Source organism: Roseateles sp. UC29_93 (genome assembly GCF_042695725.1).
GTDB lineage: Bacteria > Pseudomonadota > Gammaproteobacteria > Burkholderiales > Burkholderiaceae_C > Roseateles > Roseateles noduli_A.
This window is the reverse complement of record NZ_CP170545.1, coordinates 809,052-834,959: the sequence shown is the minus strand read 5'-3', so window position 1 is coordinate 834,959 and position 25,908 is coordinate 809,052. Positions and strand designations below refer to the sequence as shown.

General features: G+C 68.9%; 22 protein-coding genes and 1 pseudogene. 11 read left to right on the top strand and 12 right to left on the bottom strand.

Features of this window, described 5'->3' with window-relative positions; translation table 11 throughout:
• Positions 1-81: 81 nt before the first annotated feature.
• From ACFJIX_RS03770 to ACFJIX_RS03740, 7 genes are all read right to left on the bottom strand, one after another.
• A complete protein-coding gene (locus ACFJIX_RS03770; RefSeq protein WP_377161592.1) occupies positions 82-828 on the bottom strand; it encodes a mechanosensitive ion channel family protein in 747 nt (248 codons plus the stop codon).
• The gene (locus tag ACFJIX_RS03765; protein ID WP_377157852.1) at positions 714-1,931 is read right to left on the bottom strand and encodes a hypothetical protein; all 1,218 of its coding nucleotides are present in this window, start codon (positions 1,929-1,931) and stop codon (positions 714-716) included. Before ACFJIX_RS03765 ends, ACFJIX_RS03770 begins: the two co-directional genes overlap by 115 nt.
• Positions 1,840-2,445 carry a hypothetical protein gene (locus tag ACFJIX_RS03760; RefSeq protein ID WP_377157851.1) on the bottom strand — a complete coding sequence of 202 codons (606 nt, stop codon included), beginning with the start codon at positions 2,443-2,445 and terminating at the stop codon, positions 1,840-1,842. Before ACFJIX_RS03760 ends, ACFJIX_RS03765 begins: the two co-directional genes overlap by 92 nt.
• Positions 2,446-2,598: 153 nt before the next feature.
• On the bottom strand, positions 2,599-2,961 hold the full coding sequence (locus tag ACFJIX_RS03755) for a hypothetical protein (RefSeq protein ID WP_377157849.1): 363 nt from the start codon (positions 2,959-2,961) through the stop codon (positions 2,599-2,601).
• A gap of 233 nt (positions 2,962-3,194) precedes the next feature.
• Positions 3,195-3,497 carry a CrpP-related protein gene (locus ACFJIX_RS03750; protein WP_377157847.1) on the bottom strand — a complete coding sequence of 101 codons (303 nt, stop codon included), beginning with the start codon at positions 3,495-3,497 and terminating at the stop codon, positions 3,195-3,197.
• A gap of 433 nt (positions 3,498-3,930) precedes the next feature.
• Complete coding sequence (locus tag ACFJIX_RS03745; RefSeq protein ID WP_377157845.1) at positions 3,931-4,500, bottom strand: hypothetical protein; 570 nt, start codon at positions 4,498-4,500, stop codon at positions 3,931-3,933.
• A gap of 39 nt (positions 4,501-4,539) precedes the next feature.
• On the bottom strand, positions 4,540-6,045 hold the full coding sequence (locus ACFJIX_RS03740) for a short-chain fatty acyl-CoA regulator family protein (RefSeq protein WP_377157844.1): 1,506 nt from the start codon (positions 6,043-6,045) through the stop codon (positions 4,540-4,542).
• A gap of 185 nt (positions 6,046-6,230) precedes the next feature.
• On the opposite strand from ACFJIX_RS03740, the gene ACFJIX_RS03735 reads away from it, so the two are divergent.
• From ACFJIX_RS03735 to mmsB, 6 genes are read left to right on the top strand one after another with little or no spacing between them, the layout of a single operon-like run.
• Positions 6,231-7,739 (top strand): CoA-acylating methylmalonate-semialdehyde dehydrogenase, encoded by a 1,509-nt coding sequence (locus tag ACFJIX_RS03735; protein WP_377157842.1) that lies wholly within the window; start codon positions 6,231-6,233, stop codon positions 7,737-7,739.
• A gap of 15 nt (positions 7,740-7,754) precedes the next feature.
• A complete protein-coding gene (locus ACFJIX_RS03730; RefSeq protein WP_377157840.1) occupies positions 7,755-8,915 on the top strand; it encodes an acyl-CoA dehydrogenase family protein in 1,161 nt (386 codons plus the stop codon).
• Positions 8,916-8,948: 33 nt separating this feature from the next.
• Entirely contained in the window at positions 8,949-9,752 is an 804-nt protein-coding gene (locus ACFJIX_RS03725) for an enoyl-CoA hydratase (RefSeq protein WP_377157839.1), read from the top strand.
• A 9-nt stretch (positions 9,753-9,761) separates the two neighbouring features.
• Complete coding sequence (locus tag ACFJIX_RS03720; protein WP_377157837.1) at positions 9,762-10,808, top strand: enoyl-CoA hydratase/isomerase family protein; 1,047 nt, start codon at positions 9,762-9,764, stop codon at positions 10,806-10,808.
• A complete protein-coding gene (locus tag ACFJIX_RS03715) occupies positions 10,735-10,896 on the top strand; it encodes an enoyl-CoA hydratase/isomerase family protein (protein WP_377157836.1) in 162 nt (53 codons plus the stop codon). Before ACFJIX_RS03720 ends, ACFJIX_RS03715 begins: the two co-directional genes overlap by 74 nt.
• A 36-nt stretch (positions 10,897-10,932) precedes the next feature.
• A complete protein-coding gene (gene mmsB / locus ACFJIX_RS03710) occupies positions 10,933-11,838 on the top strand; it encodes a 3-hydroxyisobutyrate dehydrogenase (RefSeq protein ID WP_377157834.1) in 906 nt (301 codons plus the stop codon).
• Here mmsB and ACFJIX_RS03705 read toward each other — a convergent pair.
• On the bottom strand, positions 11,771-12,664 hold the full coding sequence (locus ACFJIX_RS03705) for a hypothetical protein (protein ID WP_377157832.1): 894 nt from the start codon (positions 12,662-12,664) through the stop codon (positions 11,771-11,773). The two genes, mmsB and ACFJIX_RS03705, sit on opposite strands and share 68 nt — an antisense overlap.
• A gap of 115 nt (positions 12,665-12,779) precedes the next feature.
• Here ACFJIX_RS03705 and ACFJIX_RS03700 point away from each other — a divergent pair, with 115 nt between their 5' ends.
• Positions 12,780-13,703, top strand: a complete 924-nt coding sequence (locus ACFJIX_RS03700; protein WP_377157831.1) for a LysR substrate-binding domain-containing protein — start codon at positions 12,780-12,782, stop codon at positions 13,701-13,703.
• Here the strand turns inward: ACFJIX_RS03700 and ACFJIX_RS03695 are convergent.
• From ACFJIX_RS03695 to ACFJIX_RS03680, 4 genes and pseudogenes are all read right to left on the bottom strand, one after another.
• Complete coding sequence (locus tag ACFJIX_RS03695; protein ID WP_377157830.1) at positions 13,690-15,978, bottom strand: GAF domain-containing protein; 2,289 nt, start codon at positions 15,976-15,978, stop codon at positions 13,690-13,692. The two genes, ACFJIX_RS03700 and ACFJIX_RS03695, sit on opposite strands and share 14 nt — an antisense overlap.
• A 162-nt stretch (positions 15,979-16,140) precedes the next feature.
• A complete protein-coding gene (locus tag ACFJIX_RS03690) occupies positions 16,141-16,842 on the bottom strand; it encodes a glycoside hydrolase family 9 protein (protein ID WP_377157828.1) in 702 nt (233 codons plus the stop codon).
• A gap of 64 nt (positions 16,843-16,906) precedes the next feature.
• Positions 16,907-17,995 (bottom strand): annotated as a pseudogene (locus tag ACFJIX_RS03685) (cellulase N-terminal Ig-like domain-containing protein); the annotation flags it as partial.
• 28 nt (positions 17,996-18,023) lie between these two features.
• Positions 18,024-19,175, bottom strand: a complete 1,152-nt coding sequence (locus ACFJIX_RS03680; RefSeq protein ID WP_377157827.1) for a hypothetical protein — start codon at positions 19,173-19,175, stop codon at positions 18,024-18,026.
• 272 nt (positions 19,176-19,447) lie between these two features.
• Between ACFJIX_RS03680 and ACFJIX_RS03675 the strand changes: the two genes are divergently transcribed.
• The 4 genes from ACFJIX_RS03675 (at position 19,448) to ACFJIX_RS03660 (ending at position 25,862) form a co-directional block, all read left to right on the top strand.
• Complete coding sequence (locus ACFJIX_RS03675) at positions 19,448-20,698, top strand: ROK family protein (RefSeq protein ID WP_377157826.1); 1,251 nt, start codon at positions 19,448-19,450, stop codon at positions 20,696-20,698.
• A 97-nt stretch (positions 20,699-20,795) separates the two neighbouring features.
• Entirely contained in the window at positions 20,796-21,770 is a 975-nt protein-coding gene (locus tag ACFJIX_RS03670) for a carbohydrate kinase family protein (RefSeq protein WP_377157825.1), read from the top strand.
• Positions 21,771-21,849: 79 nt separating this feature from the next.
• Positions 21,850-23,010, top strand: a complete 1,161-nt coding sequence (locus ACFJIX_RS03665; RefSeq protein ID WP_377161590.1) for an MFS transporter — start codon at positions 21,850-21,852, stop codon at positions 23,008-23,010.
• A 98-nt stretch (positions 23,011-23,108) separates the two neighbouring features.
• Positions 23,109-25,862 carry a TonB-dependent receptor gene (locus tag ACFJIX_RS03660; RefSeq protein ID WP_377157823.1) on the top strand — a complete coding sequence of 918 codons (2,754 nt, stop codon included), beginning with the start codon at positions 23,109-23,111 and terminating at the stop codon, positions 25,860-25,862.
• Positions 25,863-25,908: the final 46 nt, after the last annotated feature.

Sequence of the window (25,908 nt, the reverse complement as noted above, 5' to 3'; positions counted from 1 at the left end):
ATACCACCGGCGGGGCGGGGCGGCCTCGCCCGGATGGGAGACATGCAGAGGGGTCGCAGGGGCGCCGGAAGGCGCTTCGCCTCAGGGTCTGCGCAGATGCACATCCATCTGCGGATACGGAATGCTGATGCCCGCCTGCTGGAGCGCTGCGAGCACGCGCGCGAGCAGTTCGCCGCGCAGCGCCGTCCATCCGCCGACGTCCTGCGTCCAGACGCGCACCACGAAGTTGAGCGAGCTGTCCGCATAGCTGGTCATCAGCACCACGGGGTGTGGATGCTCGGCCACGCCAGGTGTCTCGCGCGCCGCCGCGCCCAGCACCGCCAGCACCTGCGCCGGGTCCGAGCCGTAGGCGACGTTCACCGCGATCTCGATGCGGCGGCTGCGGTCGAACATGGTCCAGTTCGTCAGGTTCCCGCTCAGCAGCAGGCCGTTGGGCACCACCACGTCGGCGCCGTCGAAGGTGCGCAGGATGGTGGCGCGCAGACCGATCTCGCGCACGGTGCCCGAGGTGCCCGCGGCGTCGACCATGTCCCCCGGCTGGATCGGACGCTCGAACATCAGCACCAGGCCGGAGACGAAGTTGTTGACGACGCCTTGCAGTCCGAATCCAATGCCTACGCCCAACGCGCCAAACACCAGGGCGAGCTGGCTGACCTTGAAGCCCGCGGCCGACAAGGCCACCAGCAGGCCGAGCAGCAGGACGCCGTAATAGCTCAACGAGGCGATGCTGTTGCCGACACCCCGCGGCAGGGCCGCATGGTGGGGCAGCTCGTCGCGCAGCAGTCGACGGACCGCGCGGGCCACCCACAGGGCCAGCCAGGTGGACAGGAAGAACACCAGGACGTCGCCCAGGTGGATCGAGACCTCTCCACGTCGACGCCGAGATCGAGCACGTCGGCGCCGACGGCGCGCAGGGGCCGGAGCACGCGGAACCGGTCCGCGCTGTAGAGGAGCCAGCCCAGCCACGCGGCGAGCACCAGCAGCCGGGTGGCCATCACCTCCAGCGTCGGTCCGTGCTGCCGGACGAGCTTGCGCTGCGCCAGCTCGGGCTGCCGTCCGAGCGCGTGCAGGATGCCGCGCACCGCCGCCACGCCCGCGTAGAGCAGCAGGGCCATGTAGCCGCTGTCGATCACGCCGCTGGTCAAGGTTTCCGCCAGGGAGATGTTCCCGCCGATGTTGGACGCGACAGAGACCGTGAGCACGGCCAGCACGACCCAGCTGATCCGGCGGACCGCCGTCCGGAGACGGCTCTCGTCGGTGGCACGGTCGGCAGGCGCGCGGCGGAGCAGCCACACCGTGAGTCCCATGGCCAGGACGCTCACGCCCAGCGTGTAGAGCCGGTACAGGCCGACGTCGGCCGGCACGGCCACGCCCAGGCGGTCGACGATGTAGAGCGCCACCGCGACGTAGGGCCAGACGCCCAGCGCGCGCACCGTGCCGGACGGCAGCAGGCGCAACACGGGGGTGAGCGCCAGCACCAGGGCGAGTTCCTGGACGAGCAGGGGCGCGTCAGGCTCCAGCACCAGCACGCCCAGCATCGCCAGCAGCAACCACGACGAGACGGGGCGACGCAGGGCGCGCGTCACGTGGCTCGGCTCGCTGTCATCGGGCGCGCGCCGGCTGCGCACGGCCAGCCACAGGATGAGCGGCAGCAGCAGGATCTGGATCATGCGCAGCGCCTGCTGGTTCCCGCCGTCCGCCGCGTGATAGTCCACCGCGAACTGGCGCTCGATCTCGAAGCCGCGTTCCATCGCGGCGATCGCTCCCGCCGTGCCGGTGCCGGGCCAGAACTCGCTCCACAGCGGCGGCACGTCCGTCCGCAACAACTGGCGGTCGATCTCATCGATGGCCGCGTCGACCTCGTCGTGACCCGCGTTGATGCGGGCCTTCAACTCGCTCGCGCGCTGCGTCAGGTCGAACTGCTTCGCCAACACGATGCTCAGGGGACGCTTCAGACGCATCGAACTGCGCGAGCATCGTGTCCACGCGTGCCGAGAGCGCCGGGGGAAGTCCGTCGAGCAGGCCCGCCGCGCGCGTGGCCGACCACGCGGCGCGACGCTGGGCCAACTGGACCGCGGTGTCCGCGTACGGTGCCAGCGCCCGGGTGGAGCGCACTTCCCATCGAGCGAAGCGGCGTTCGTCGAAGTCCCAATGTCGCGCCAGGCTCTCGAGGCGCATGACCGTCAGCGTGCGCAAGGCGCTGCCCGCGGCGGCGTTGAGCTTGGCATTGACCGGGCGCGCGATGTCGTCGAGCTCGCGGGCGAGCCGTTCGGACGGGTCCGGCGCCTGGAGCAGCCGTTTGGCGCGATCGACGCGTTGCAGGTCCTCGTCGGCGCGCGTCAGGATGTCGGGCGCGGCGACGGCGCTGACCGTGGCAGTCCCCGACGCTGTGGGCGGAGGCGGCTCCGGACTCGCCGCCGCGAGCGTCAGCAGTGGGACCAGCAATCCTGCGACCAGGAGCCGTTGGACGCGTCGAACGAAGGGGTTGGGCAATCCGCGCATTTGGCAGCGGATTGTGCATGCGCGCCCCGTGTCCCGGCCGACGTCCTCATGGCGCGTCGGCCCGCGCGCCACCGTTCATGAGCAGCGGGTCTGCCTTCAGCCGCGACTGGACTGCGGCAGCTTGCTGTCGGGGGAGGGCTGGCGCCCGGAGCGGCGCGACGGGAATTCCTCCGGGTGATGGTCGTTGAGGCGATCGCTGGGTGGCACGTCGCTGCCCTCGGGCAATTCTTCGGGGGGCTTGATCTCTTCAACATCGGACGACTGCCGGGTCGGTTCCGCCTTGTCGTTGCCGGTGCGAACGGCACCGGAGTTCGACGCGTCCTCTTCCGTGTCGTCAGGGACGTCGGCGCCGGTCGACTCCCCCACGGGGCGGTTGTCCCCGACCGGGTCGTCGTCTTCGTTCTCGGGACGCGACGTTTTCGGGGCTTGCGTGCCGCCAGGCGAGGTACTGCTGTTCATGGTGAGACCTTCGTTGTGCCGAGAGACCGGCTCAACGACTGGAGGCAAGTTCGAGGCCATGACGTGTTCCGCTCGACGTAAAGACAGCGTCGCTTGGCGTCATGCGCCAGCGCCATCTTTTCGCGGTGCTGAGGTCGGACCCGCGCGACGAGGTCGCCCGGTAATCCGGGCCGATAACGAGGAAACGCGGAGAGAACATGCGGGCCCTGAGGCCCGGCCTGGTGCGGGGCCGTTCAGTGATCGTCCTTCGTGCGGTAGGTGTCGCCGCGCTCGGTGGCGGCCTTGTCGTCGGTCCTCGACTGGGCCTCGTGGCCGCTCTGCCACGCGTCCTTGCGTTCCTTCCACAGGTCGGAGCATTCCCCGGTGCTGGTGGGCAGGTTGGACGTCTCGTCCATCGGATTTCCGGAAGACCCGTCGCCGCGGGCCGCGGCCTTGGCGCCTTGCCGCTGCAGCTCCGCCCGCTCCGCGGTGGGCAGACCGCGTTCGGCGCCGGGTCGTGGTCGCTTGTCCGGGTGGGGTTTGGTACTGCGCTTCATCGTCCACTCCAGCCTTGATCGTGAGCCCCATTAGGCGCCTGTCGCGAAGGGCAGGGGGCGATGTGGAATTCTTCAACCCGTAAAGCGATACGACACCAGCGACGCGTGGTCGCCGGCCGCCACCAGCGCCGTGTCCGCATCTCAGCGACGGGCGTCAGCCGACGAGCGTTCTCATCGCCGAGATCGATGACCCAGCAAGACCAGGAGTGGCAGTCTGATCAGCACATCGAAGGTGTCAAGGTCCCGCATCGCCGCCATTCTGGCGTCGTTCTCGAGCGTGCCGCCGCGCTGCGTGTAATGGCGGCGAGCTTCTTCGATCTCGCTCGACCGCGGCGTTGCCGGGCAAGCGCATTCGCTGCAGCGCTCGCATGCGGGCGCGTTCGAGCGGCCGCAGGACAGGCAGGACCAAGCGTAGGAGGGCATGCGCGGAGTATCAGCGCTGCCGGGACTTCCACCAACGTTGCCACCAGCTCCCGGGAGCCGAACCGTCTGCCGACGTCGGTGTCTTCTCCAACGACCACCGGTGGAGCATCTCCCCGTTCTTCGACAGGAACGCGGATCTCACGAGATCCTGATGAATCAGCTGGGACAGCAGCGCGTGGTAGGCGCGCTCGAGTTCTCCCCAGTCGTCGAAGCCCTGGTGGAATGCAGGAGCCGCATCGCACCACAGCGTGCCCCTGGGAGCGTCACCAAAAGGTCTGTCCGTCCAACTCCCCGCCATCGGAGAACGCCAGGCCTTGCCGAGCGAGGATCGCAGGATGCGATGTCCTGCCGGACTTTCCGGCATGAAGCTCTGCAGTTGACCGCCCGCGTCATCTATCCATAGCCGGCCACACTGCTCGCATTGATAGCACGTGCGATCCAGCATTCGGCGGGACTCCCACGCTACCTCGAAGCTGTCGCAATGGTCTTCCCAATCCTGGTCGGCAATCAGGTAGGCCTTGTAGGGCAGGAAGTCGGTCTGGTCGACGATGACGTGACCGCAGGAGCATGCGAACTTCATGGGAGGTGCATCGTGTCTTAGAGGTTCATGGAATCGATCTCAGCCGGTGAAGCGATACGACACCAGCGACTCGCTGTCGCTGTCCGCCACCAGTGCCTTGCCGGCGGGCGGGAATGCGCGCTGGACGCAGTGCTCGCGCGGGCAGACGCGGCAGCCGGGGCCGATGGGGATGGCCTGCTTGGACACCGTGCTCTCGTCGAAGTTCAAGCCCTCGGCGTAGACCAGCTCCCGTGCATGCGAGATGTCGCAGCCGAGCCCGATCGCAAACAGCTTGCGCCGCGCCAGGTAACCGCCGCCGCCGTGTCGCTCGATGGTCCGCGCGATGCCGAAGAAGCGGCTGCCGTCCGGCATTTCCGCGATCTGCGTGAGGAAGCGACCCGGCTGCGCGAAGGCCTCGTGCACGTGCCACAGCGGGCACGCGCCGCCGTGTCGCGCGAAGTGGAAGCTCGTCGCGCTCTGCCGCTTGGAGATGTTGCCCGCCTGGTCCACACGCACGAAGTAGAACGGCACGCCGCGGTTGCCGTTGCGCTGCAGCGTCGAGAGGCGATGGCAGATCGTCTCCACGCTGACCTGGAATCGCTGTTGCAGCAGCTCGACGTCGTAGCGCGCGTTGCGCGCCGCGGTGAGGAACTCGCCATACGGCAGCAGCGTCGCGCCGGCGAAGTAGTGGGCGAACCCCTGCCGGGCCAGCGCGCGCGTCGCTTCGTCGACGAAGGCGCCGGCGCCGAGTTCCGCCTCGATGGCATCGGCCTCGGCGATCAACGCGTACTGCGTGGCGAGCTGGAACGCCTGCTGCGCATCGCTGAGGAAACGCGGCATGCGCAGCAGCCGTCGACGCGCGTCGTAGTGACGCAGGAAGGCGTCGGACATCTCTTCCCGCGTCTGCGGGTCGTCGGCCACTTCGGTCTTGATCCCGTGGCGTTGCAGCAGCAGCTCGCGCAGCGGCTGCGCGCGATGGCCAGGGACCAGGCCGAGCGATTCCGCCAGCTGCTCGCCGCGCAGGTCCAGGTCGTCGAGATGGTTGTTGCGGCGATTCAGGTGATCGCGGACGGCCTCGTGCGGCAGCGGCTCGCCGCGGAACGAGGGCGGCGCGCCCGCCGCCTCGCGACCCTGCTCGCCGTAGAAGCGATCGATCATCTGCGAGTGCTCGTCCTGCAGCCGCAGGTAGCGCTGATGCAGCGCGACGTAGGACTCCGCCAGCTCCGGGGCCTGTTCCACCAGCCGCGCGACCTGTGCCGGCGCCATCGCCGTCGTGGTCAACGAGCGGTCGCGCAGCGCCGCGTCCAGGTCCGCGAGCAGCTGCTGGTCCTGCTCCTCCGAGAACTGGCCGATGCCGCCGCCGAAGACCTCCGCGAGCTTGATCAGCACGCTCGCCGTGACCGGCCGCTGGTTGGTCTCGATCTGCGACACGTAGCTGAGCGACAGCGCCAGACGGCTCGCCAGCTCGGCCTGATTCCACTGCAGCTGCTCGCGCAGGCGGCGGATCCGCGGCCCGATGAACAGCTTGCGGGACGAACTCGACGGGGTACCGGTGGGGCTGGCCATGCGTTTCACAGCATTCGCTGATTTCACAGAATTCGTGTGGAGTGTTTTGCCTGGTCACCGCATCACAAGAGGAAGAACTGGCGTCTTGCAAAGTGTGTGGATAGATTCTCTGTGAAATTCAACCCACCGTCGAGTGCGCCGCAGAACCGGTCGCCACGATGGCATCGAACGCTTGGAGACCGTGCATGAGCCGCGAAGACTTGCCCCGTATTCCGTTGTTGATCAACGGCGAATTCGTCCAGTCGCGCAGCACCGAGTGGCGCGACGTGATCAACCCCGCGACGCAGCAACGCCTGGCCCGCGTGCCGATGGCCACGCCCGATGAAGTCGAGGCCGCCATCGCCGCCGCGCAGGACGCGTTCAAGACCTGGCGCAAGGTGCCCATCGGGCAGCGCGCGCGCATCTTCCTGAAGTACCAGCAACTGATCCGCGACAACATCAAATCGCTGGCCGCGACGCTGACCGCCGAGCAGGGCAAGACCCTCGCCGATGCCGAAGGCGACGTGTTCCGCGGGCTGGAGGTCGTCGAGCACGCGGCCAACATCGGCTCGCTGCAGATGGGCGAGCGTGCCCACAACGTCGCCGGCGGTGTCGACACCTACACCCTGCTGCAGCCGCTGGGCGTGTGCGCCGGCATCACGCCGTTCAACTTCCCCGCGATGATCCCGCTGTGGATGTTCCCGATGGCGATCGCCTGCGGCAACACCTTCGTGCTGAAGCCGTCCGAGCAGGACCCGATGGTGACGATGCGGCTCGTGGAACTGGCGCTCGAGGCCGGCATTCCCAAGGGCGTGCTCAACGTCGTGCATGGCGGCGAGGACGTCGTCAACGCGCTGTGCGATCACGCCGACATCCGGGCCATCTCCTTCGTCGGGTCGACGCGCGTCGGCACGCTGGTCCACGACCGCGCGACGAAGGCCGGCAAGCGCGTGCAATGCATGATGGGCGCGAAGAACCACGCGGTCGTGCTGCCCGATGCGCACAAGGAGCAGACGCTCAACGCGCTGGTGGGCGCCGCCTTCGGCGCGGCGGGGCAGCGGTGCATGGCGGTGTCGGTCGCCGTGCTGGTCGGCGCCGCGCGCGAGTGGCTGCCGGATCTGATCGCCAAGGCCCAGGGGCTGAGCGTCGGCGCCGGTGATTCGGCGACGACCGATGTCGGGCCGCTGATCTCCTGCGCGGCGCGTGATCGGGTGGAAAGCCTCATCGCCCGTGGCATCGAGGACGGCGCGACGCTGGCGCTCGACGGCCGCCTGCCGCCGCTCAGCGGCCAGTTGAAGGAAGGCAACTTCGTCGGCCCGACGATCTTCAGCGGCGTGAAGCCCGGCATGACGATCTACGAGCAGGAGGTCTTCGGCCCGGTGCTGTGCGTCGCCGAAGCCGCGACGCTCGACGACGCCATCGCGATGATCAACGCGAATCCGAACGGCAACGGCACGGCGGTGTTCACGCAGTCGGGCGCGGCGGCGCGCCGCTTCGAGGACGAGATCGACATCGGCCAGGTCGGCATCAACGTGCCCATCCCCGTGCCGGTGCCGCTGTTCTCGTTCACCGGATCGCGCGCGTCCAAGCTGGGCGACCTGGGTCCTTACGGCAAGCAGGTCGTCATCTTCTACACGCAGACGAAGACCGTCACCGCGCGCTGGTTCGACGACGCCTCCACCGGCGGCGTCAACACGACGATCAGCCTCAAGTGAGCCGGTGAGCGCCTGATGGACTTCGAGCTCGACGAGCAGCAACGCGCCTTCCAGCAGGCGGCGCGCGACTTCGCCCGCGACGAGATGGCACCGCATGCAGCCGGCTGGGACGCGCAGTCTTTCTTCCCGCGCGACACGCTGCGCCATGCGGGCGAACTCGGCTTCTGCGGGTTGTATGCGCCGGTGGCCAGCGGCGGACTCGGGCTGCCGCGGCTGGACGCGACGATCGTGCTGGAGGAACTGGCCGCCGCCTGCCCATCGACGACGGCCTTCCTCAGCATCCACAACATGGCGGCGTGGATGGTGAGCACGTATGCGGCGGAAGCGATCGCGCGCCGATTCGGTCCCGCGTTGTGCAGCGGCGTGAAGCTCGCGTCGTACTGCCTGACCGAACCGGGCTCGGGCTCCGACGCGGCGTCGCTGCGCACGACCGCGCGCCGCGATGGCGATGCCTACGTGATCGACGGCAACAAGGCCTTCATCTCCGGCGCCGGCGCGACCGACGTGCTGGTCGTGATGGCGCGCACCGGCGGTGCGGGTGCGGATGGCATTTCCGCGTTCCTGGTGGAAGGCGATTCGCCCGGGATCCAGTACGGCCGCAAGGAAGAGAAGATGGGCTGGAACAGCCAGCCCACCCGCGCCATCGCGTTCGACGGCGTGCGCGTGCCGGCGGCGCATCTGCTGGGCGAGGAAGGGCAGGGTTTCCGCATCGCGATGCAGGGGCTGGACGGCGGCCGCATCAACATCGCGACCTGCTCGGTCGGCGCGGCTCAGGGCGCGCTGGCCGCGGCGCAGCGCTACATGCACGAGCGACACCAGTTCGGCCGCGCGCTCGCGGACATGCAGGTGCTGCAGTTCAAGCTCGCCGACATGGCGACGGAGCTCGTGTCCGCGCGGCAGATGGTCCGGCTCGCCGCTGCCAAGCTCGATGCGAAGTCGCCCGATGCGCAGGTGTACTGCGCGATGGCCAAGCGCCTGGCCACCGACATCGGCTTCAGCGTCTGCAACGAGGCGCTCCAGATCCACGGCGGCTACGGCTACATCCGCGAGTACCCGCTGGAGCGCTACCTGCGCGATGCGCGCGTGCATCAGATCCTTGAAGGCACCAACGAAATCATGCGCGTCATCGTCGCGCGCCGGATGTTGCAGGACCAGGCGCCGGAAGCGATCCGCTGAAGCAGAACAGACAACCCGAAACCGGAGACCACGATGACTGAATCCCTCGACATCAACGCCGCCTACGCCGGCCTGCGCCTGGAGCGCCGCGGCCACGCGGCCATCGTCACGCTGACGAATCCTCCCGCTCATACGTGGACGGCGGACAGCCTCGCCGCGCTGACGCGGCTGGTCGGCGACCTCAACCGCGACCGCGAGGTCTACGCGCTGGTCATCACCGGCGACGGCGAGAAGTTCTTCAGCGCGGGCGCCGACCTGAAGCTGTTCGCCGACGGCGACAAGGCCGTCGCCGCGACCATGGCGCGCCGCTTCGGCGAGGCCTTTGAAGCGCTGTCCGCATTCCGCGGCGTCAGCATCGCGGCGATCAACGGCTACGCGATGGGCGGCGGCCTGGAGTGCGCGTTGGCCTGCGATCTGCGGATCGCGGAATCGCATGCGGTGATGGCGCTGCCCGAGGCGACCGTCGGCCTGCTGCCCTGCGCCGGCGGCACCCAATGGCTGAGCTGGACCGTCGGCGAAAGCTGGGCCAAGCGCATGGTGCTGCTGGGCGAGCGCGTCGACGCGGAGACCGCGCTGCGCATCGGCCTGGTGGACGAGCTCGCGCCGAAAGGCGGCGCGCTCGCGAAGGCACTCCAGTGGGCCGAACGCGTGCAGGCGCAGAGCCCCACCAGCGTGACCGCGTGCAAGCGACTGATCCAGGGCGCGCGCACCGCGCCGCCGCAATCGCAACTCGCGGCCGAGCGCGAGGCCTTCATCGGACTCTTCGAGACCGACGACCAGCGCGAAGGCGTGCAGGCCTTTCTCGGCAAGCGCAGCCCGCAGTGGCGCAACGCTTGAGGAAGTCCGATGACTGATTTTCAGAATGAAGCCCCGGTGCTGTTCCGCACGGTGGTGACCGCGTCGGGCCATCGCTTCGGCCACGCGACGCTGAACGCCCCGGCCAGCCTCAACGCGCTGACCTTGCCCATGGTCGACCAGCTCCAGGCGCAGTTGAACGCGTGGGCCGACGACCCGCAGGTGGCGGGCGTGATCCTGGACGGCAACAGCGAGAAGGCCTTCTGCGCCGGCGGCGACGTGGTGAGCCTCTACCGCGCGATGCGCGCGACCGTACCCGGCAAGGTGCCGCGCGATGCCGCCGAGTTCTTCGAGCGCGAGTACCGCCTCGACCACACGATCCATCGCTATCCGAAGCCGCTGCTGGTCTGGGGACACGGCATCGTCATGGGCGGCGGCATCGGCCTGATGGCGGGCGCGTCGCATCGCGTGGTGACGCCGCGCAGCAGGTTGGCGATGCCGGAGATCACGCTGGGCCTCTATCCGGATGTGGGAGGAAGTTGGTTCCTCTCGCGGCTGCCGGGGCGCACGGGCCTGTTCCTCGCGCTCACCGGGGCGCCGCTCAATGCGGCGGATGCGTTGTGGGCCGGTCTGGCCGATCGCGCCGCGCGTGCGGAGGACCATGGCGCGTTGCTCGAAGCCATCGCGCATGCGCGCTGGGACGGTGAACGCGCAGCCGATGCCGAACGGCTTGACGACCTGCTGCGCGCGCTGCCTGCCGCTGAGCTGGCGCCGAGCCAGCTGGCGCCGCATCGCGATCGCATCGATGCGTTGATCGGTCCGCACGACACGCTGGCGACGATCGCGCCGCGACTGCGCTCGCTCGCCTGTGATGGCGACGCGTGGCTGGCGACCGCCGGGGCGACGTTCCAGAAAGGATCTCCGACATCCGCCGCGCTGGCCATCGCCTTGCAGCGCCGCCTGCGGCAAGCGTCGTTGGCGGGAAGTGTTCCGGCTGGAGTACCAGGCCTCGGTCGGCTGCTGCGTGTTCCCCGACTTCGCCGAAGGCGTGCGCGCGCTGCTGATCGACAAGGACAAGACGCCGCGTTGGCAAGGTAGCTCGCAGGACGACGGTGGCGAGGCGCAACTGGACGCGCTGCTCGCGCCGCGCTTCACCGGCCCCCACCCGCTCGCCGATCTGCGCTGAACGATCCGGTCATTCAACGACAAAGGAGACAAGACCATGAGCAACGCGACGACTGCTGAACGCATCGCCTTCATCGGCCTCGGCCACATGGGCGGGCCGATGGCGGCGAACCTCGTGAAGAATGGCTACCCGGTCGCGGCTTTCGATCTGAGCGAAGCCGCCCTGACCGCCGCGCGCGCAGCGGGTGTCACCGTCGCCCCCTCGGCGGCCGCGGCCGTGGAGGGCGCGTCGGTGGTCATCTCGATGCTGCCGGCCAGCAAGCATGTCGAGTCGCTGTTCCTCGGCGATGACGGCCTGATCGCCCGCATCGCCACCGGCGCCTTGGTCATCGACTGCAGCACCATCGCGCCGGCGAGCGCGCAGCGCGTCGCCGAAGCCGCGCGGGCGCGTGGCCTGGGCATGATCGATGCGCCGGTGTCCGGCGGCACCGCGGGTGCGGCGGCGGGCACGCTGACCTTCATCGTCGGCGGAGAGGCGGCCGCGTTGGAGCGCGCCCGGCCGGTGCTCGCAGCGATGGGGCGGAACATCTTCCACATGGGCGCCTCCGGCGCCGGCCAGGTGGCCAAGCTGTGCAACAACATGGCGCTCGGCGTGATCATGGCGGTGACCGGCGAGGCGCTGGCGCTCGGCGTGTCCCACGGCCTGGATCCGCAGGCGCTGTCCGCGATGATGGCCGTCAGCACCGGGCGCAGTTGGGCCACCGAGGTCTGCAACCCCTGGCCCGGCGTGAAGCCCGATGCGCCCGCGTCGCGCGGCTACAGCGGCGGTTTCGGCAGCGACCTGATGCTCAAGGACCTCGGCCTGGCGGTCGAGGCCGCGCTGCAGGTCGGCGCGGCCGTGCCGCTCGGTGAGCTCGCGCGCAATCTCTATGCGCTCAACAGCCGCGCTGGGCGGGGAGGCCTGGACTTCTCGAGCGTGCAGCAGCTGCTGACGACGCCGTGAGCGCCAGCGCCGCATCGTCCCGCCACAGCGCGCGTTGCAAGGCGACCAGTTCATCGGGGGCGCCGGCTCCCTCGCGGGCGTTCCACTCCAGCTCACCGGCCAGCCAGACCCGGCCGCCGCGCAGCTGACGCAAGGCCCGCAGCGACGCCAAGGCTTGCGTGCCGCCGTGGTCCGGGCCGTCGACCCGCACCGACAGCTCCCGCTCGCGCGGCAGTCGCAGTGCCGCTTCCTTCAACTCATCGGAATCGATCGGCGCGTTGATGTGCAGGCCGGCCACTGGCAGTTCGCAGGCGAGTGCCAGGTTGCCCGGCAGCAGCGCGGCGCCCGTCGTGAGCATCAGGTGCTGATCGACGCCGAGCAGCCGCGCGTAGGCGCGTCGCAGCGCGTCCTGCCACGCCGGCTGAAGCGTTTCGGCGAGCATAGGTTCATCGATCTGCACCCAGGTCACGCCACGCGCCGCGAGCTTCGTCAGCAGCGCTTCATAGACGGGGAGCAGTCGGTCCAGCAGGCCGAGGCGGTCGAATGCGTCTTCCCCGTTCGTCCCGAGGAACAGCAGACTCACCGGCCCGAGCAGGGCCACGCAGGGGCTGGCGGGGAGGGCGATGGCTTCATCGATCTCCGCCAGCAGCGCGCCGGCGTCCAGCTGGAAGGTCGTGGCGCTGTCGAACTCCGCGGAGGGGGCGCCGACCAGCGACAGCATCTGCGTCACCGCATCGACGCCAGGCCGTGCGCCCACCGTCACGAAGTCCCGCCCCTTGGCCTGCTGCGCCCGCCACACGGCCGCGCGAGACGCAGGCGCCGTTGGCGCCTGGCCGAGCCATCGCATGGGGTCATGAATCCTGATCATCTGAAGCGTCCGGGGTGAATCTCGATGCGGATGATCCCGGCTCGCTCGTTATGATTCAAACGAAACGTTTTTTAGTCGATCAACAATTTAATTCATGAACCTGCCCTTGGAACTGAGACACCTCCGCACGCTGCTGGCGGTGCGGGAGGCCGGGAACGTGTCGCGCGCGGCGCAGTTGCTCAACCTCACGCAGTCGGCGCTGTCGCACCAGCTCAAGGGGCTGGAGGACCACTACGAGGCGGTGCTGTTCGAGCGCAAGAGCCAGCCCGTGCAGTTCAGCGTGGCAGGCCAACGCCTGCTGCGTCTGGCCGAACTGGTGCTGCCGCAGGTGGAGGAGGCCGACCGCGACCTGCGCCGCCTGGCCGCCGGTGCCGCGGGCCAGCTGCGGATCGCGGTGGAGTGCCACACCTGCTTCGACTGGCTGATGCCGGCGATGGACGCCTTCCGCAGCCGCTGGCCGGAGGTGGAACTGGACATCGTGTCCGGCTTCCACGCGGATCCCGTGGGGCTGCTGCATCAGGACCGCGCGGAAGTGGCCATCGTGTCGGAGGTGGATGCGGACGAGGCGGCGGTGGTCGTGCACCCGCTCTTCGAGTTCGAGATCGTCGCCCTGCTGCCCAAGGGTCATGTCTTGCTCGGCAAGCCGTGGCTGGAGGCGGCGGACTTCGCCGACCACACGCTGATCACCTACCCGGTGCCGGACGAGATGCTGGACCTCGTGCGCCGCGTGCTGAAGCCCGCCGGCGTGACGCCGCCGCGTCGCACCAGCGAGCTGACGGTCGCGATGCTGCAACTGGTGGCCAGCGGCCGCGGGCTGGCCGCGCTGCCGCTGTGGGCCGTCGAGAGCTACCTCGCCCGCGGCTACGTCGCGCAGCAGCGCATCGGCGAGGCGGGCCTGACCGGCCGGCTCTATGCGGTGAGCACCACCTCGCTGGCCAGCAAGCCCTACCTGGGCGACTTCGTGAGCATCATGCGCGAGACCTCGCTGCTGACGCTGCCGGCGGTCAGTCTGCTCTGAGCGCCGTGTTGGAGGCACTCGAAGCGCTCGATGCCTTCGAGGCCCTCGCGGCAATCAGCGCCAGGCTTGCCAGGTCCACGGGTTTGGTGAGGTGCGCATCGAAGCCAGCGGCCTTCGCGCGGCGCTGGTCCTCTTCCTGCCCCCAGCCGGTCAGGGCCACGATGTGCACGGCGGGGCCGATCTCCTCGCGGACGTGCCGGCAGGCCTGATAGCCGTCGACGCCCGGCAGGCCGATGTCCAGCAGCACCAGCCCCGGATCGAACGCCCGCACGTCGTCCACGATGCGGGTGGCGTCGTAGGCCACGCGGACCTCGCCCCCGCTCATCGTCAGCAGCATCGCGACGCCGTCGGCGGCATCCTGGTTGTCGTCGACCACCAGCACGCGGAGGCCGGCCAGGTCGAGGTCGTCGTCGTCGCTTCCAGGCGCGGGCGGCGGCGCGGCGGGCGTACTCACGGGCAGACGGATGACGAATTCGCTGCCGTGGCCGGCGCCCGAGCTGCTGGCCTCGATGGCACCGCCGTGCAGTTCCATCAGGCTGCGCGACAGCGCGAGCCCGATCCCCATCCCGCCATGGCGCGAGCTGTCCGAACGCGCCTGCGTGAACAGGTCGAAGATGTTGGGCAGCATCTCCGCGGCGATGCCGACCCCGGAGTCCTGGATGCGGAGCACCTGCTCCATGTCGGGTCCGGACGCGGCCGGCTGCAAGCTGGCGCGGATCGCGATCCGGCCGCCGGCGGCGGTGAACTTCACCGCGTTGTGGAGCACGTTCGAGATGACCTGCGACAGCCGCGTCGGATCGACGTCGAGCTGGCGTTCCGGATCGTCCAGCTCCACCAGCAGCTCGATGCCGCCTGCCGTGATCTGGCCGCGATGCGCCTCGAGCGCGCTCTCCACCAGCGATCGCAGGCTCACCCATTCGCGCTTGAGCTGCACCTTGCCGGACCGGATCCGCGAGACGTCCAGCAGGTCGTCGATGAGGTGGACCACCTGGACGATCTGCCGCTCCATCATCGGCCGGACGCGATCGATCAGCCGGGCGTCGCCGTTGGCGCGCTTGAGCACCTCGATGCCGCTGCGGATCGGCGCCAGCGGATTGCGCAGCTCGTGCGCCAGCACGGCGATGAACTCGTCCTTGCGGCGGGCTTCCTCGCGCAGCTCGCGCTCGCTCGCCAGCAGGGCTTCCTGCACCTGGTTGCGCTCGATGAGGTCGGCGGCCTGACGGCCCAGCAGGTCGAGGAAACGGAGCTCGCGTTCGTTGAGCTCGCGCGGCTCGCTCCAGTGCGTGGAGAACATGCCGATCGGACGACCCGCCCGGCTGACGAGGGGCGTGGATTGGGCGCTTCGCACGCCGGCCGACAGATGCAGCCGGTTGGAGCCATCCGGGTCCGGCAAGGTCGGATCGTCGAAGCGCACGAAGGACCGCGCGCCGGTCGCCAGCGCGATGCCGCACGGCGAGCCCGACGACGCATCGACCTCGGCGAAGTGCGCCACCATCGCCGGAGGAAAGCCGCGGGTGGCCAGGAAGCTCAAGGTCTGGGAGCGCTCGTCCAGCAGCTGGATGGTGCCGGCATCGCCGTCGAGGATCTCGATGGCCGCTTCGAGGATCTCGCCATACAGGGCCGAGCCGCCATCGGTGCCGATCAGCCGCGCGGCGACGTCCCGGAGCCGCCGCGTGTCGTTCAGCTCGCGCGTGATGACGCGTTCCACCTGGTCGCGTTCGCTCAACAGCGCGGTGATGCGCTGGTTCTCCCATTCGAGCAGTTCGCGGGCATCGGCGGCGGCCGCGAGGGCCGTCCGGCGCTGCTCGTCCAGGTCCTGCGCGTCGAGCTGCGTGCCGATGAGCTTGGCGAACAGCTCCAGCGTCTGATGCAGCACGGGATCGTCGAGCTTGGCCGGCCGCGGGTCGATGGCGCAGAGCGTGCCGAAGAACGAATCGTCGGCGCGGAAGATCGGGATCGAGACATAGCTCTCGAAGCCGTACATCCGGGGCGTCGGGTGCTCGCGGAAGCGGTCGTCCGTGCTGGCGCTGCCGAAGATGACGGGGCGTCCGTGCTGCCGGATCTCATTGCAGATCGTCGTGACGAGCTGGAGTTCGTCCCCGGGCTTGAGCCCGAAGGCGATCTCGTCGCGTACGGCGCACGCCGTCCAGGTGGTGTCGGTCACGCGGGCGACGGCGGTGAAACGCATCCCGGTGAGACGCGCCATGGCGTCGAGGATGGTCGGCACGACGGCCATGCGGCCGATCGCGTCGATGTACTGCTGTTCCGTGCCCATCGGCGGATGTTAGCGCCGTCGCCTGATTCGCTCGCGAGCAGGGCCGCTGGGGTTAGCACGGAGAAGGCCGATGGCGACGGCTCGTCGCGCGTCGGCCATCGCGGGCTGAGGATCGCGGGCTGAGGAGCGCGGAGTGCGGAGGGCCAGGAAGGACCTGGAGACCTAGGGCGAGCCAGGCGGGCGCGCCATCGATGTCGCCGCCAGCAGCATCCACGTCGTATGCGGAAGCCACTGCTCCACCCAGCGCCATTGCTCGTCGTCGGGACCGGGGCCGAAGGCGATGCCTTCTCCCGTATCGCTGCCGACCGCGCCGGTGATGCCGTTGGAGATGCCGCCGGCGAACATGTCGCCCGCGCTCGACGCCACCGTCGGCGGGTTGCGCTTGCCGAAGCCGTAGAGCATCGAGATGCCGTAGGGGTTCCGCCCCAGCGTCCAGTCGACCTGGTCCTGTGCGAAGGCGGCCCAGTCGGCGGGCAGGGCGGGTGAGGCCTTGTGGCCGGCCACCGCCATCGCGGTGCTCAGCGACAGCAGCCGCGCGCTCTCGCCTTGCCACCAGTAGCCGGTCTCGTTCCTGTGCGGGATGAAGAAGCCTTCCAGCACCGGGCCTTCCGCCTTGCCGTCCTTGGTGAACTGGAACGACTGCCGCGCGTAGCCGAAGGGGTTGGACACGCGCCGCGTGATGTCGACCTCGTGCTGCAACGCGGCCTTGATCGTCGCGGCGGCGCGGGTGCGCCGTGCGTCGTCGGTCTCGATGTCGAGGTAGTGGCCCAGGCTCAGCGCCGGCAGGCCGGCTTCGACCGCGTGGTAGTAGGGCCGTGTGCCGCCATCGCTGATGAAACTGCCGTCGGCCGCCTGGCGCCGCATCAGGCTGTCGGCGCGCGCGCGGTGCCGCGTCGAGGAAGCGCGCTTCCTTCGTCGCGTTGAACAACTCCACCGCGGCCATCAGCGCGGTGTAGTCGTCGATGATGTTCTCGACGCCGTTGGCGGTGTACTGCGCGTTGAACTGCTGCAGATGGTCGAAGGCCTTCACCGCGTCGGCGAGGTAGGTCTTCCCGTCGAAGTCGCCGTGGCGGCCCGACTGCCTGGCCAGCAGCGAGGCCCGCGCCAGCGCGGCGATCGCCATGCCGCCGCCGGCGCGGTAGGCCGAGCGGTAGAGCTTGGTGTAGCGCCCGTCATCGCCTTCGTAGCCGACGACCATGCGCTCGGCGCCTGCCGCGCCCCATTTGTCGAAGACCGTCGTGTAGAAATAGCCCTCGGCATCGAGGATGCGGTGCAGGTAGTCCGCGCCCCAGAAGGCTTCGTCCTGCGCGCGCTTGAGCAGCCCCGCGCGGCGGTACAGGTCCGCCGACGAATCCGCCGTGTAGGCCAGCGCCCAGGCCGCCATCGACGTCTGCTGCGGGTTGAAGAAATTCGCGTAGCCGAGGTGCGACAGGTACTTGCCGGTATCGCCGCCGGCATCCTTCCATCCGCCGCGGACGTCGACGAAGCGATCGGTCTCGAAGATGCGGATGCGACGGTCGCCCTTGCCGGTGTGGCGGCTGCGGTGGAAGTAGTCGAGCAGCTTGTCCGCGGTGATCGAGAACAGCGCCTGATCGCGCACCCGCACCGGCGCGGACGTCACGCGCTTGCCGTCGAGCGTCGCCTCGATGCGGTAGACGCCTGGCGTCTGCACGGCGGAGAAGTCCGCCTCGAAGTAGCGCCTGCCCGCGCCCCAGGCGGAGAAATCCGGCAGCGGCTTGAGCTCGCCCTCGGCGACGGTCTTGCCGCCGGAGAGTACGCGGTAGCGGCCCGCCTGCGCCACGCCGGTTGACTCGACGATCGCGCGCTTGGGGCCGGTCCGCTCCAGGGCGACCTGGTTCAGCTGCACCAGCAGCGGATCGGTCGGCAAGGCGACGGAGACCGTCGTCTTGCGTTCGTCCGTTGCCGCGTGGACGGCCGAGGCCGCGGTCCCGAGGACCGCGGTGACCGCGAAGACCGCGGCCACCGCGAGCGCGGAGCGTCGGGGGAGAAACACCATGCGTGCGGTGGCGTCGGTCTTCATCGGATCAGTTCCAGGCCATGTTCTTGGACCACTTCACGCCCGAGGTCGGGCACTTGCCCGAGTTGTTCGGGTACTTGCTGTTGATGATGCTGGTCACCACGTTGACGTTGCCCATCGTCGGATCCTGCTTGTAGATGTCCAGCGCCATGCTGGCGCGCCAGCAGTTGCCCGCATCGTCGCCCAGGCTCGAGGACTTCAGCCAGCGGATGTACTGGTCCGTCAGGTAGGTGGCGAAGCAGGTCTCGTTGGACATGCTGCCGCAGTTGCCGGCCGACTTCACCGAGGAGAACGCCGAGATGCTGCCGATGGATCCCGTGTTCACCTGCACCTGGAAGGCCAGGCCGACCAGGTTGTACTGGCCGAAGCTGGTGAAGCCCAGCTTCTTCAGCGCGTCCAGCACCGGCAGCAGCTTGTCGCTGTCGATGTGGGCGTAATGGCTGATCACGTACTTGTCCTGGCGGTTGTCGAAGTCCGACTGCAGCGCCTGGCAGATCTTGGTCAGCGCCGCCCGCTTCTTCGAGTTGGACCGGGCCAGGTTCGGATACGGATCCAGGCGCGAGTCGTCCGCCTTCATGTCCGCGGCCGCGATGCCGGTGACCTGGACGCCCCAGTTCTTCATGTCCGTGTTGGTCGCGCCGGTCTTGCCCAGCACATAGGGCGCGTAGGCGTTCTTGAAGTAGTCCGGGAAGTCGCCGACCGTCGTCACGCCCACCGGGCCGAGCGTGTCGCCGCGGTAGTCGGAGATGCCTTCGGAGGCTTCGTAATCGACCTCGCAATAGCGCCAGGGTTCCGGGTCTTGATAGTTGGTGGTGCCGTTCTCCGGATAGGCGTCCATGCTGAGCACGGCCTGCCACTGGTTGACCGTCAGCTTGCGGCCCTTGTCGAAGACCTTGCCGTAGACGCGCGAATCGCCGACGGGGATGACGCCCGCCGCCGCGGCCGCCTGGGTGGCCGTCACCAGCGGCTGGCCGGTGGCCGTGAAGGTGTTGGTGTAGACCCAGCCGTCCTGCACGTAGACGCTGGGTTGGCCGTTCGTCTGAGCCGCTGCCTTGGGCTTGCCGGCTGCGACAGCCGCCGACGCGCCGCAGACGAGAGCCAGAACGGTGAGCGCCGCTTGCACGCCGATGCGGCGGACGCTGGGGGAACGAGATTGCATGGTGGTTGCCTCCGAAAACACGGGGGTAGGGGGGCGTGGCCTGCGCCACGGGACAAGGGATCCCGAGGACTGCTGCCCACCACTCTCGCCAAGCCGGTCCTGCGCTCGGGGGCGTGGGTCGTTGCAGCCCATGGGCGGCGAATGTAGGCGGAACATTTCTTGTGCGCAATAAATAAAACCACTGGATGTGTAAATTCATTTGTCGGCCGGGCGCCTGCCGCCGTCGTGAAGCTGGGTCAGAATGGGGGATACCCGAAGGACCACCCGCCAGCATGAGAACCACCAGTCGAGGTGCCACCCAACAGTCGAGCGCGCCCTACAACCGCCGTGTCGTGCTGGACTTCATCCGGCAGCACGGCGCGGCGTCGCGCAAGGACATCGCCGACATGGTGTCGCTGAGCCCCCAGACGGTGGCCAACATCACCAACGACCTGGAGGCCATCGGCCTGATCGTCTCGAGGCGGCAGAAGGTCGACAAGTCGCGCGGCCAGCCGCCGATCGCGTTCGAGCTCAACCCGCAGGCGGGCAACGCGATCGGGATCAGCCTGGAGCCGGGCCGCGCGTCGGCCGCGCTGGTGAACCTGGTCGGCGACATCCGCAGCCGCTGCGAGGTGGACATGGACACCAGCGATCGCCGCCAGATGCTGGCCGCGATGCTGCAGCTGGTCGCGCAGTTGCGGCGCGAATCGACCGAGCCGCTCTGGGGCATCGGTGTCGCGCTGCCGGGGCCGTTGGGTCACACCGACATCAGCTTCGTCGGCCCGACGGCGCTGGAGGGGTGGAACGACCTGTCCGTGCTGGACGAACTCGGCGAGGTCACCGGCCTCTCCGTCTTCTACCGGATCGACAGCGTGGCCGGCGCGCTGGGCGAGACGCTCTTCGGCGTCGCCCGCAACCTGGACAACTTCTTCTATCTGCACCTGGGCTTGGGCCTGGGCGGCGCACTGGTGATCGGCCGCGCCGCGTATCCCGGTTCGAACGGCAATGCCACCGAGATCGGCCACGTGCCCATCGTGCCGGGCGGCACGCCGTGCTATTGCGGCAACCGCGGCTGCCTGGAGCGCTACGTCTCCATGCACTCGCTGGCGGAGGCGCTGAAGGTGTCGGACCACGACGTCTGGACGCTCGATCTGGCCAAGCGGCTGAAGGATCCGAAGGACAAGGCGCTGCACCAGTGGTGCCGCCAGGCCGCGGACCGGCTGCGCGACGCGGTCTGCATGATCGAGAACATGCTGGACCCGCACTCGATCGTCATCGGCGGCTCGGCGCCCAAGGTGCTGGTGGAGCATCTGGTCGGCCTGGCGCAGCCCTGGCACCGCTCGGTGCGCGGCGGCGTCGCGACGCCGGAGAACCGCCTGCTGCTGTCGGACCGGCAAGACGACAGTTCCATCCTCGGCGCCGCCGTGCTGCCGATCTACGAGATGCTGTCGCCGCGGCTGGAGACCTTGCAGCAGGACCGCCGCGGCGAGGCCGACGTGGCCGAACTGCTGGGGCACCGGGCACCGATGCCCAAGCGAGGGTAGGGACAGGGTAAAGCCCCTTGGGGGATTCCCTTGATTACTTAAATCCAATGGATTTAATTATTGACGCTGTGTTCTGAGTGCTCCTACAGTCGCGCCCATGGACACGGCACGACCTCTTTCGCATCCCCCGCTCAGCATCGTCGGCGACGTCGGCGTGGACCTCGTGCTGGGCAGCCTGACCGGGTGGCCGCAAGTCGGGACCGAACTCCTGATGCCGCGCAGCGAGCTGCGCCCCGGCGGCTCCGGCGCCAATGCCGCACTGGCCGCGCGTCACATCGGACAGCGCGCGCACCTGATCTCCGCCGTCGGCAACGACCACTTCGGTCACTGGCTGGCGGAGCAGCTCGCCGGCATCGAGACCAGCCTGGAGATCTGCGACATCGGGACCACCGTCTCGGTCGGCCTGATGCACACCTGCGGCGAGCGCAACTTCTTCACCACGCACGGTCACCTGCAGCGCCTGTCGGCCGAGCATGTGCTCGGGCACCTGCAGCCGACGGAGACGCCGGAGATGCCGGAGACGGCGCCGGCGATCGCGCTGTTCACCGCGCCCTTCCTGCTCACCGGCCTGCGCCCCCGCTACGCCGGCCTGATGGCCGAGGCCGCACGCCGCGGCTACCGCGTCGCGCTGGACACCGGCTGGCCGCCCGAAGGCTGGGACCGGGAGGAGGTGATGACCTGGCTGCCGCACTGCGATCACCTGCTCATCAACGAGCTCGAGGCGCAGAGCATCGCCGGCACCGGGGACCTCGATGAAGCGCTCACCTTGATCGGCCGCGCGCTGAAGCCCGGCGCGAGCCTGATCGTCAAGGTCGGCGCCCGCGGCGCGCTGGGTGTCGAGGGCGGCCAGCGCGTGCAGCGCATCACCGAGCCCGCCGACATCTTCGACACCATCGGCGCCGGCGACGCCTTCAACGCCGGCTACCTCGCCGCGCGCCTGCGGGGCGGCGACGTCGCCGAGGGCCTGGCCGCGGGCTGCCGCACCGCCGGGGCCATCCTGTCGCGCTTCCCGCGCACGACCATCCGCGCCGGCGAGTTCGCCGGCTGCGTTCCCTCCCAAGTTCCCGCCTGAGAACCCGCCATGAAGCACCGCGCGCTGATCGTCGGCTACATCCTGGTCATCTGGTTCGTGATCTCCTTTCGTCACCAACCTGATCGGGCCCTTGATGCCGATCATCATCCAGGACTTCCACCTGAGCCTGGGCCTGGCGGGCTTCCTGCCGTTCTCGTTCTTCCTCGCCTACGGGCTGGTGTCGATCCCGGGCGGTCTGCTGGTGGAGCGCCGCGGCTCGCGCTTCACCCTCCTCGCGGCCTTCGTGCTGAACGCGGGCGGATCGCTGGCGATCGCGCTGTGGCCGAGCTATGCGACCGCGATCGGCGGGCTCTTCGTGATCGGCCTCGGCATGGCGCTGCTGCAGGTCGTGATCAATCCGCTGATGCGCACGGCCGGCGGCGAGTCCCACTTCGCCTTCTTCTCGGTGATGGGGCAACTCGTCTTCGGCCTGGCCTCGTTCCTGAGCCCGATGGCTTTCCAGCTGCTGATGGAGCGTCCGGATGCCGCCAAGGGCCTCGCGTGGGTGCCGTTCTACTGGATCTTCGTCGTCGGCTTCATCGCGCTGATCGTCGCGAACCAGACGCTGCCGCTGCCCGAGGTCCAGCTCAAGGACGATGAACGCGCCGGCGGCTGGGCCGCCTACCGCGAGCTGCTCGCGCGGCGCGATGTCCGCCTCTTCTTCCTCGGCATCATGGCCTACGTCGGCACCGAGCAGACGCTGGCCAACTGGATGTCGCAGTTCCTCTCGACCTATCACGGCGTGTCCGCCACCACCGACGGCGCCGACGCGGTCGCGGGCTTCTGGGGGCTGATGTCGCTGGGGTGTTTGCTGGGCCTCGGCCTGCTGAAGCTGCTCGACTCGCGCGTCGTGCTGGCCGGCTTCACGATGCTGGCCATCGGCAGCGTGGCGCTCGCGCTCTTCGGCTCCGCCCACGTCGCGCAGATCGCCTTCCCGGTCTCGGGCTTCTTCCTGTCCGTGATGTTCTCGGTGGTGTTCTCGCTGGGCCTGAACTCGGTGCCCCACCACCATGGCGCGTTCTCCGGCGTGCTCTGCACCGGCATCCTCGGCGGCGCGGTCGTGCCGCTGCTGGTCGGCGGGCTCGGCGACGCCATCGGCCTGCGCGCCGCGATGTCCACTGTTTTCCTCACGCTCCTCTACATCCTGGGGGTGAGCGCCTGGGCGCGGCCGCTCGTGACCAACGACGTCGTTCCGCTGTCCCGCCTGCTGTCCCGGTTCAAGCCCAGCCCCGAACGCTGACGCCGCCTGCCGCTTCCTCCCTCTGCCCCCCTCCAGCCCGCGTCACGGCCCCGTCGCCGGGGCGGCGGCTGCCTGCCAGACCCATGGAGATCCCAGTGATGAGACCCGATCGAGCCGCCTTCCGCCCCGCCTTCCGTCCCGCCTTCCGCCCTGCACTCCGAGCCGCAGTCCGCGCGGCATTCCCCACCACCGCCACGGCCGCCGCCGTGAGCCTGCTGGCCGCCACGGCCTTCGCGCAGGCGCAGACGTCCCCGTCCGCCGAGGCGACGGCTGACAGCAAAGCCGAGAGCAAGGCGGACAGCCGCGAGATCAAGGACAAGGAGAAGAACGAGCTGCCGGTGATCACCGTCAACGCCACGCGCGTGAAATCCAGCCTGCTGCAGACGCCCGTGGCGGTGACGGCGCTCTCCCAGGACGCCCTGACCCGCGAAGGCATCCACGACGTGCGCGGCCTCTCCGGCAAGGTGCCGAACCTGCAGATCTCGCAGGGCGCCGATTCGGGCGTGCAGATCAACATCCGCGGCGTGGGCTCGACCAACTTCACCGAGGTCGGCGATCCGGCCGTGGGCCTGCACGTGGGCGGCCTGTACTCGCCGCGGCCGCAGGGCGCGCTGGCGCTGATGTTCGACCTGGAACAGGTGGAAGTGCTGCGCGGCCCGCAGGGCACGCTGTTCGGGCGCAACTCCACCGGCGGCAGCATCAACATCATCCCGGCCAAGCCCGAGTTCGGCGCGACCTACGGCACGGCGGAGCTGGACCTCGGGAACTACCGCAAGCGCCAGCTCAACCTGGTGCAGAACATCGCCGTCAACGACACGATCGCGCTGCGTGCCACCGTCAGCAAGATCAAGCGCGACGGCTGGATCAACCAGCAGCAGGACTTCACCGACATCGACATGCCCGAGCACGGCTTCGTCGCCGACGGCATCCCCGACGTCGACCAGCGCCGCAACGTCAAGGTGCCGCGCAGCAAGTACTACTACAACCGCGACGAGTGGGCGGCCCGCATCGCCGGCCGCGTGAAGCTCTCCAGCGACCTCGAATGGCTGGTCGCCTACGAGAAGTTCCAGAACAAGGGCGCCGGCGAGATCGCGATGAAGGACTGCGACATGGCCGCGGGCACCGACTTCGCCTGCCCCGGCGGCAAGTGGGACGTGAAGGTCAACGTGCCGGGCAAGACGGACATGTCCATCGACACCGTGCGCTCCAACCTGAACTGGCGGCTCAACGACCAGTCGAGCATCGAGTACGGCTTCGCCTACGCCACGCAGAAGCGCTCGCAGCAGTCGGACGACGACGGCGGCTACTACCCGCTGTCGCGCCAGGTCACGGCGACCTGGCCGGTCGGACCGGACGGTGACTGGGGCACCTGGCCGCTCCGTGACGAGACCTCGCTGACGCTGGGCTCCACGTACAAGTCGCAGGTGCACGAGCTGCAGTTCAAGCATCACACCGACAACGTGCAGCTCGTCACCGGCCTGTTCTGGATGCACGAGAAGAACGCGATCGACTATGCGCAGGAGCAACTGATCACCGCGCCCTACGGCTTCCCGACCAGCCAGTACTACCAGCAGCCCGATCGCCAGATCGACGCGAAGGCGCTGTTCGCGCAGGCCGACTGGACCTTCATGCCGACCTGGACGGCGACGGTGGGCGGCCGCATCAGCTTCGACAAGAAGACCGACAAGGGCGGGCGCGTCTACGGCGGCTGGGACGGCTCGACGCCGGCGTACTACAACGGCCTCTTCGATCCGGGCACGCCCGGCACGCCGGGCTTCCGCCCGCACAACGGCCGCGACCTGACCGAGCAGATGGGGCCCTTCGCCGGTCCCGGCGCGTACGGCCTGTGGGGCGAGCCCGCGGGCAACGACCACAGCGAGAGCTGGAAGAAGTTCACCTACCGCCTCGGCCTGCGCAAGCAGCTGACGCCGCTGGACATGGTCTACACCTCGCTGTCGTCGGGCTACAAGGCGGGCGGCTTCGGCGACAAGGACGACAGGTGCGGCGGCAAGGAATGCGTCGACGGACCGGCGGGCCCGCAGTACACCTTCTTCCCCTACAAGCCGGAGACCGTCACCAACTTCGAGCTCGGCTACAAGGGCCTGATGCTGGACAAGCGGCTGAGCCTGTCGGCGACCTTCTTCTACAGCCGCTACAAGGACATGCAGGTGACGGGCGACTTCTTCGCCTCGAGGGTGAAGCAGGTGGGGCCGTGCCCCGACGAGAACCCGACCTGCGACATCGTCACCAAGTGGCAGACGGTGAACGTCGGTGTCGTCGACATCCCCGGGCTGGAGCTGGAGGTCGACTACAAGCCGTGGGCGGGTGCGCGGCTCGGCGCCTTCTTCAGCTACATCAACAGCAGGATGAAGGACTACCCGTCCTTCAGCGACAGCTGGAACTGCGGCACGCGCGCCGAGATGGGCGCACCGGCATGTCCTGACCCCTACACCGGTCCGATCCGCGAGAACGCCGGCCGGCAGATCTACGACATCACCGGCAACCACCTGCCGCTGTCGCCGAAGTACAGCTTCGGCATCAACTTCTCGCAGAGCTTCCGCTTCGGCGAGGGTTGGGAGCTGACGCCGTGGGTCAACGTGAAGTGGCAGGACAAGATGTACTTCACGCTGCGCAACCTGGACAACGCGCACATCTCCGACGGGCAGAAGGCCTTTGCCAAGGTCGATGCGAGCCTGCGGCTGCAGGCGCCCAAGGACTGGCATGCGGAGGTCTACGTGCTGAACGCGACCAACAAGATGACGAAGAACGCCGCGCAGGACGGCGGCGGTTTCGTGCGCGGCTACTGGAACGATCCGCGGACCTTCGGGATCCGGGTGGGGATCGATTACTGATCCTGCGACGCCTCCCTGCCTTGAGTTTTCTACACTGGTCCCCGGT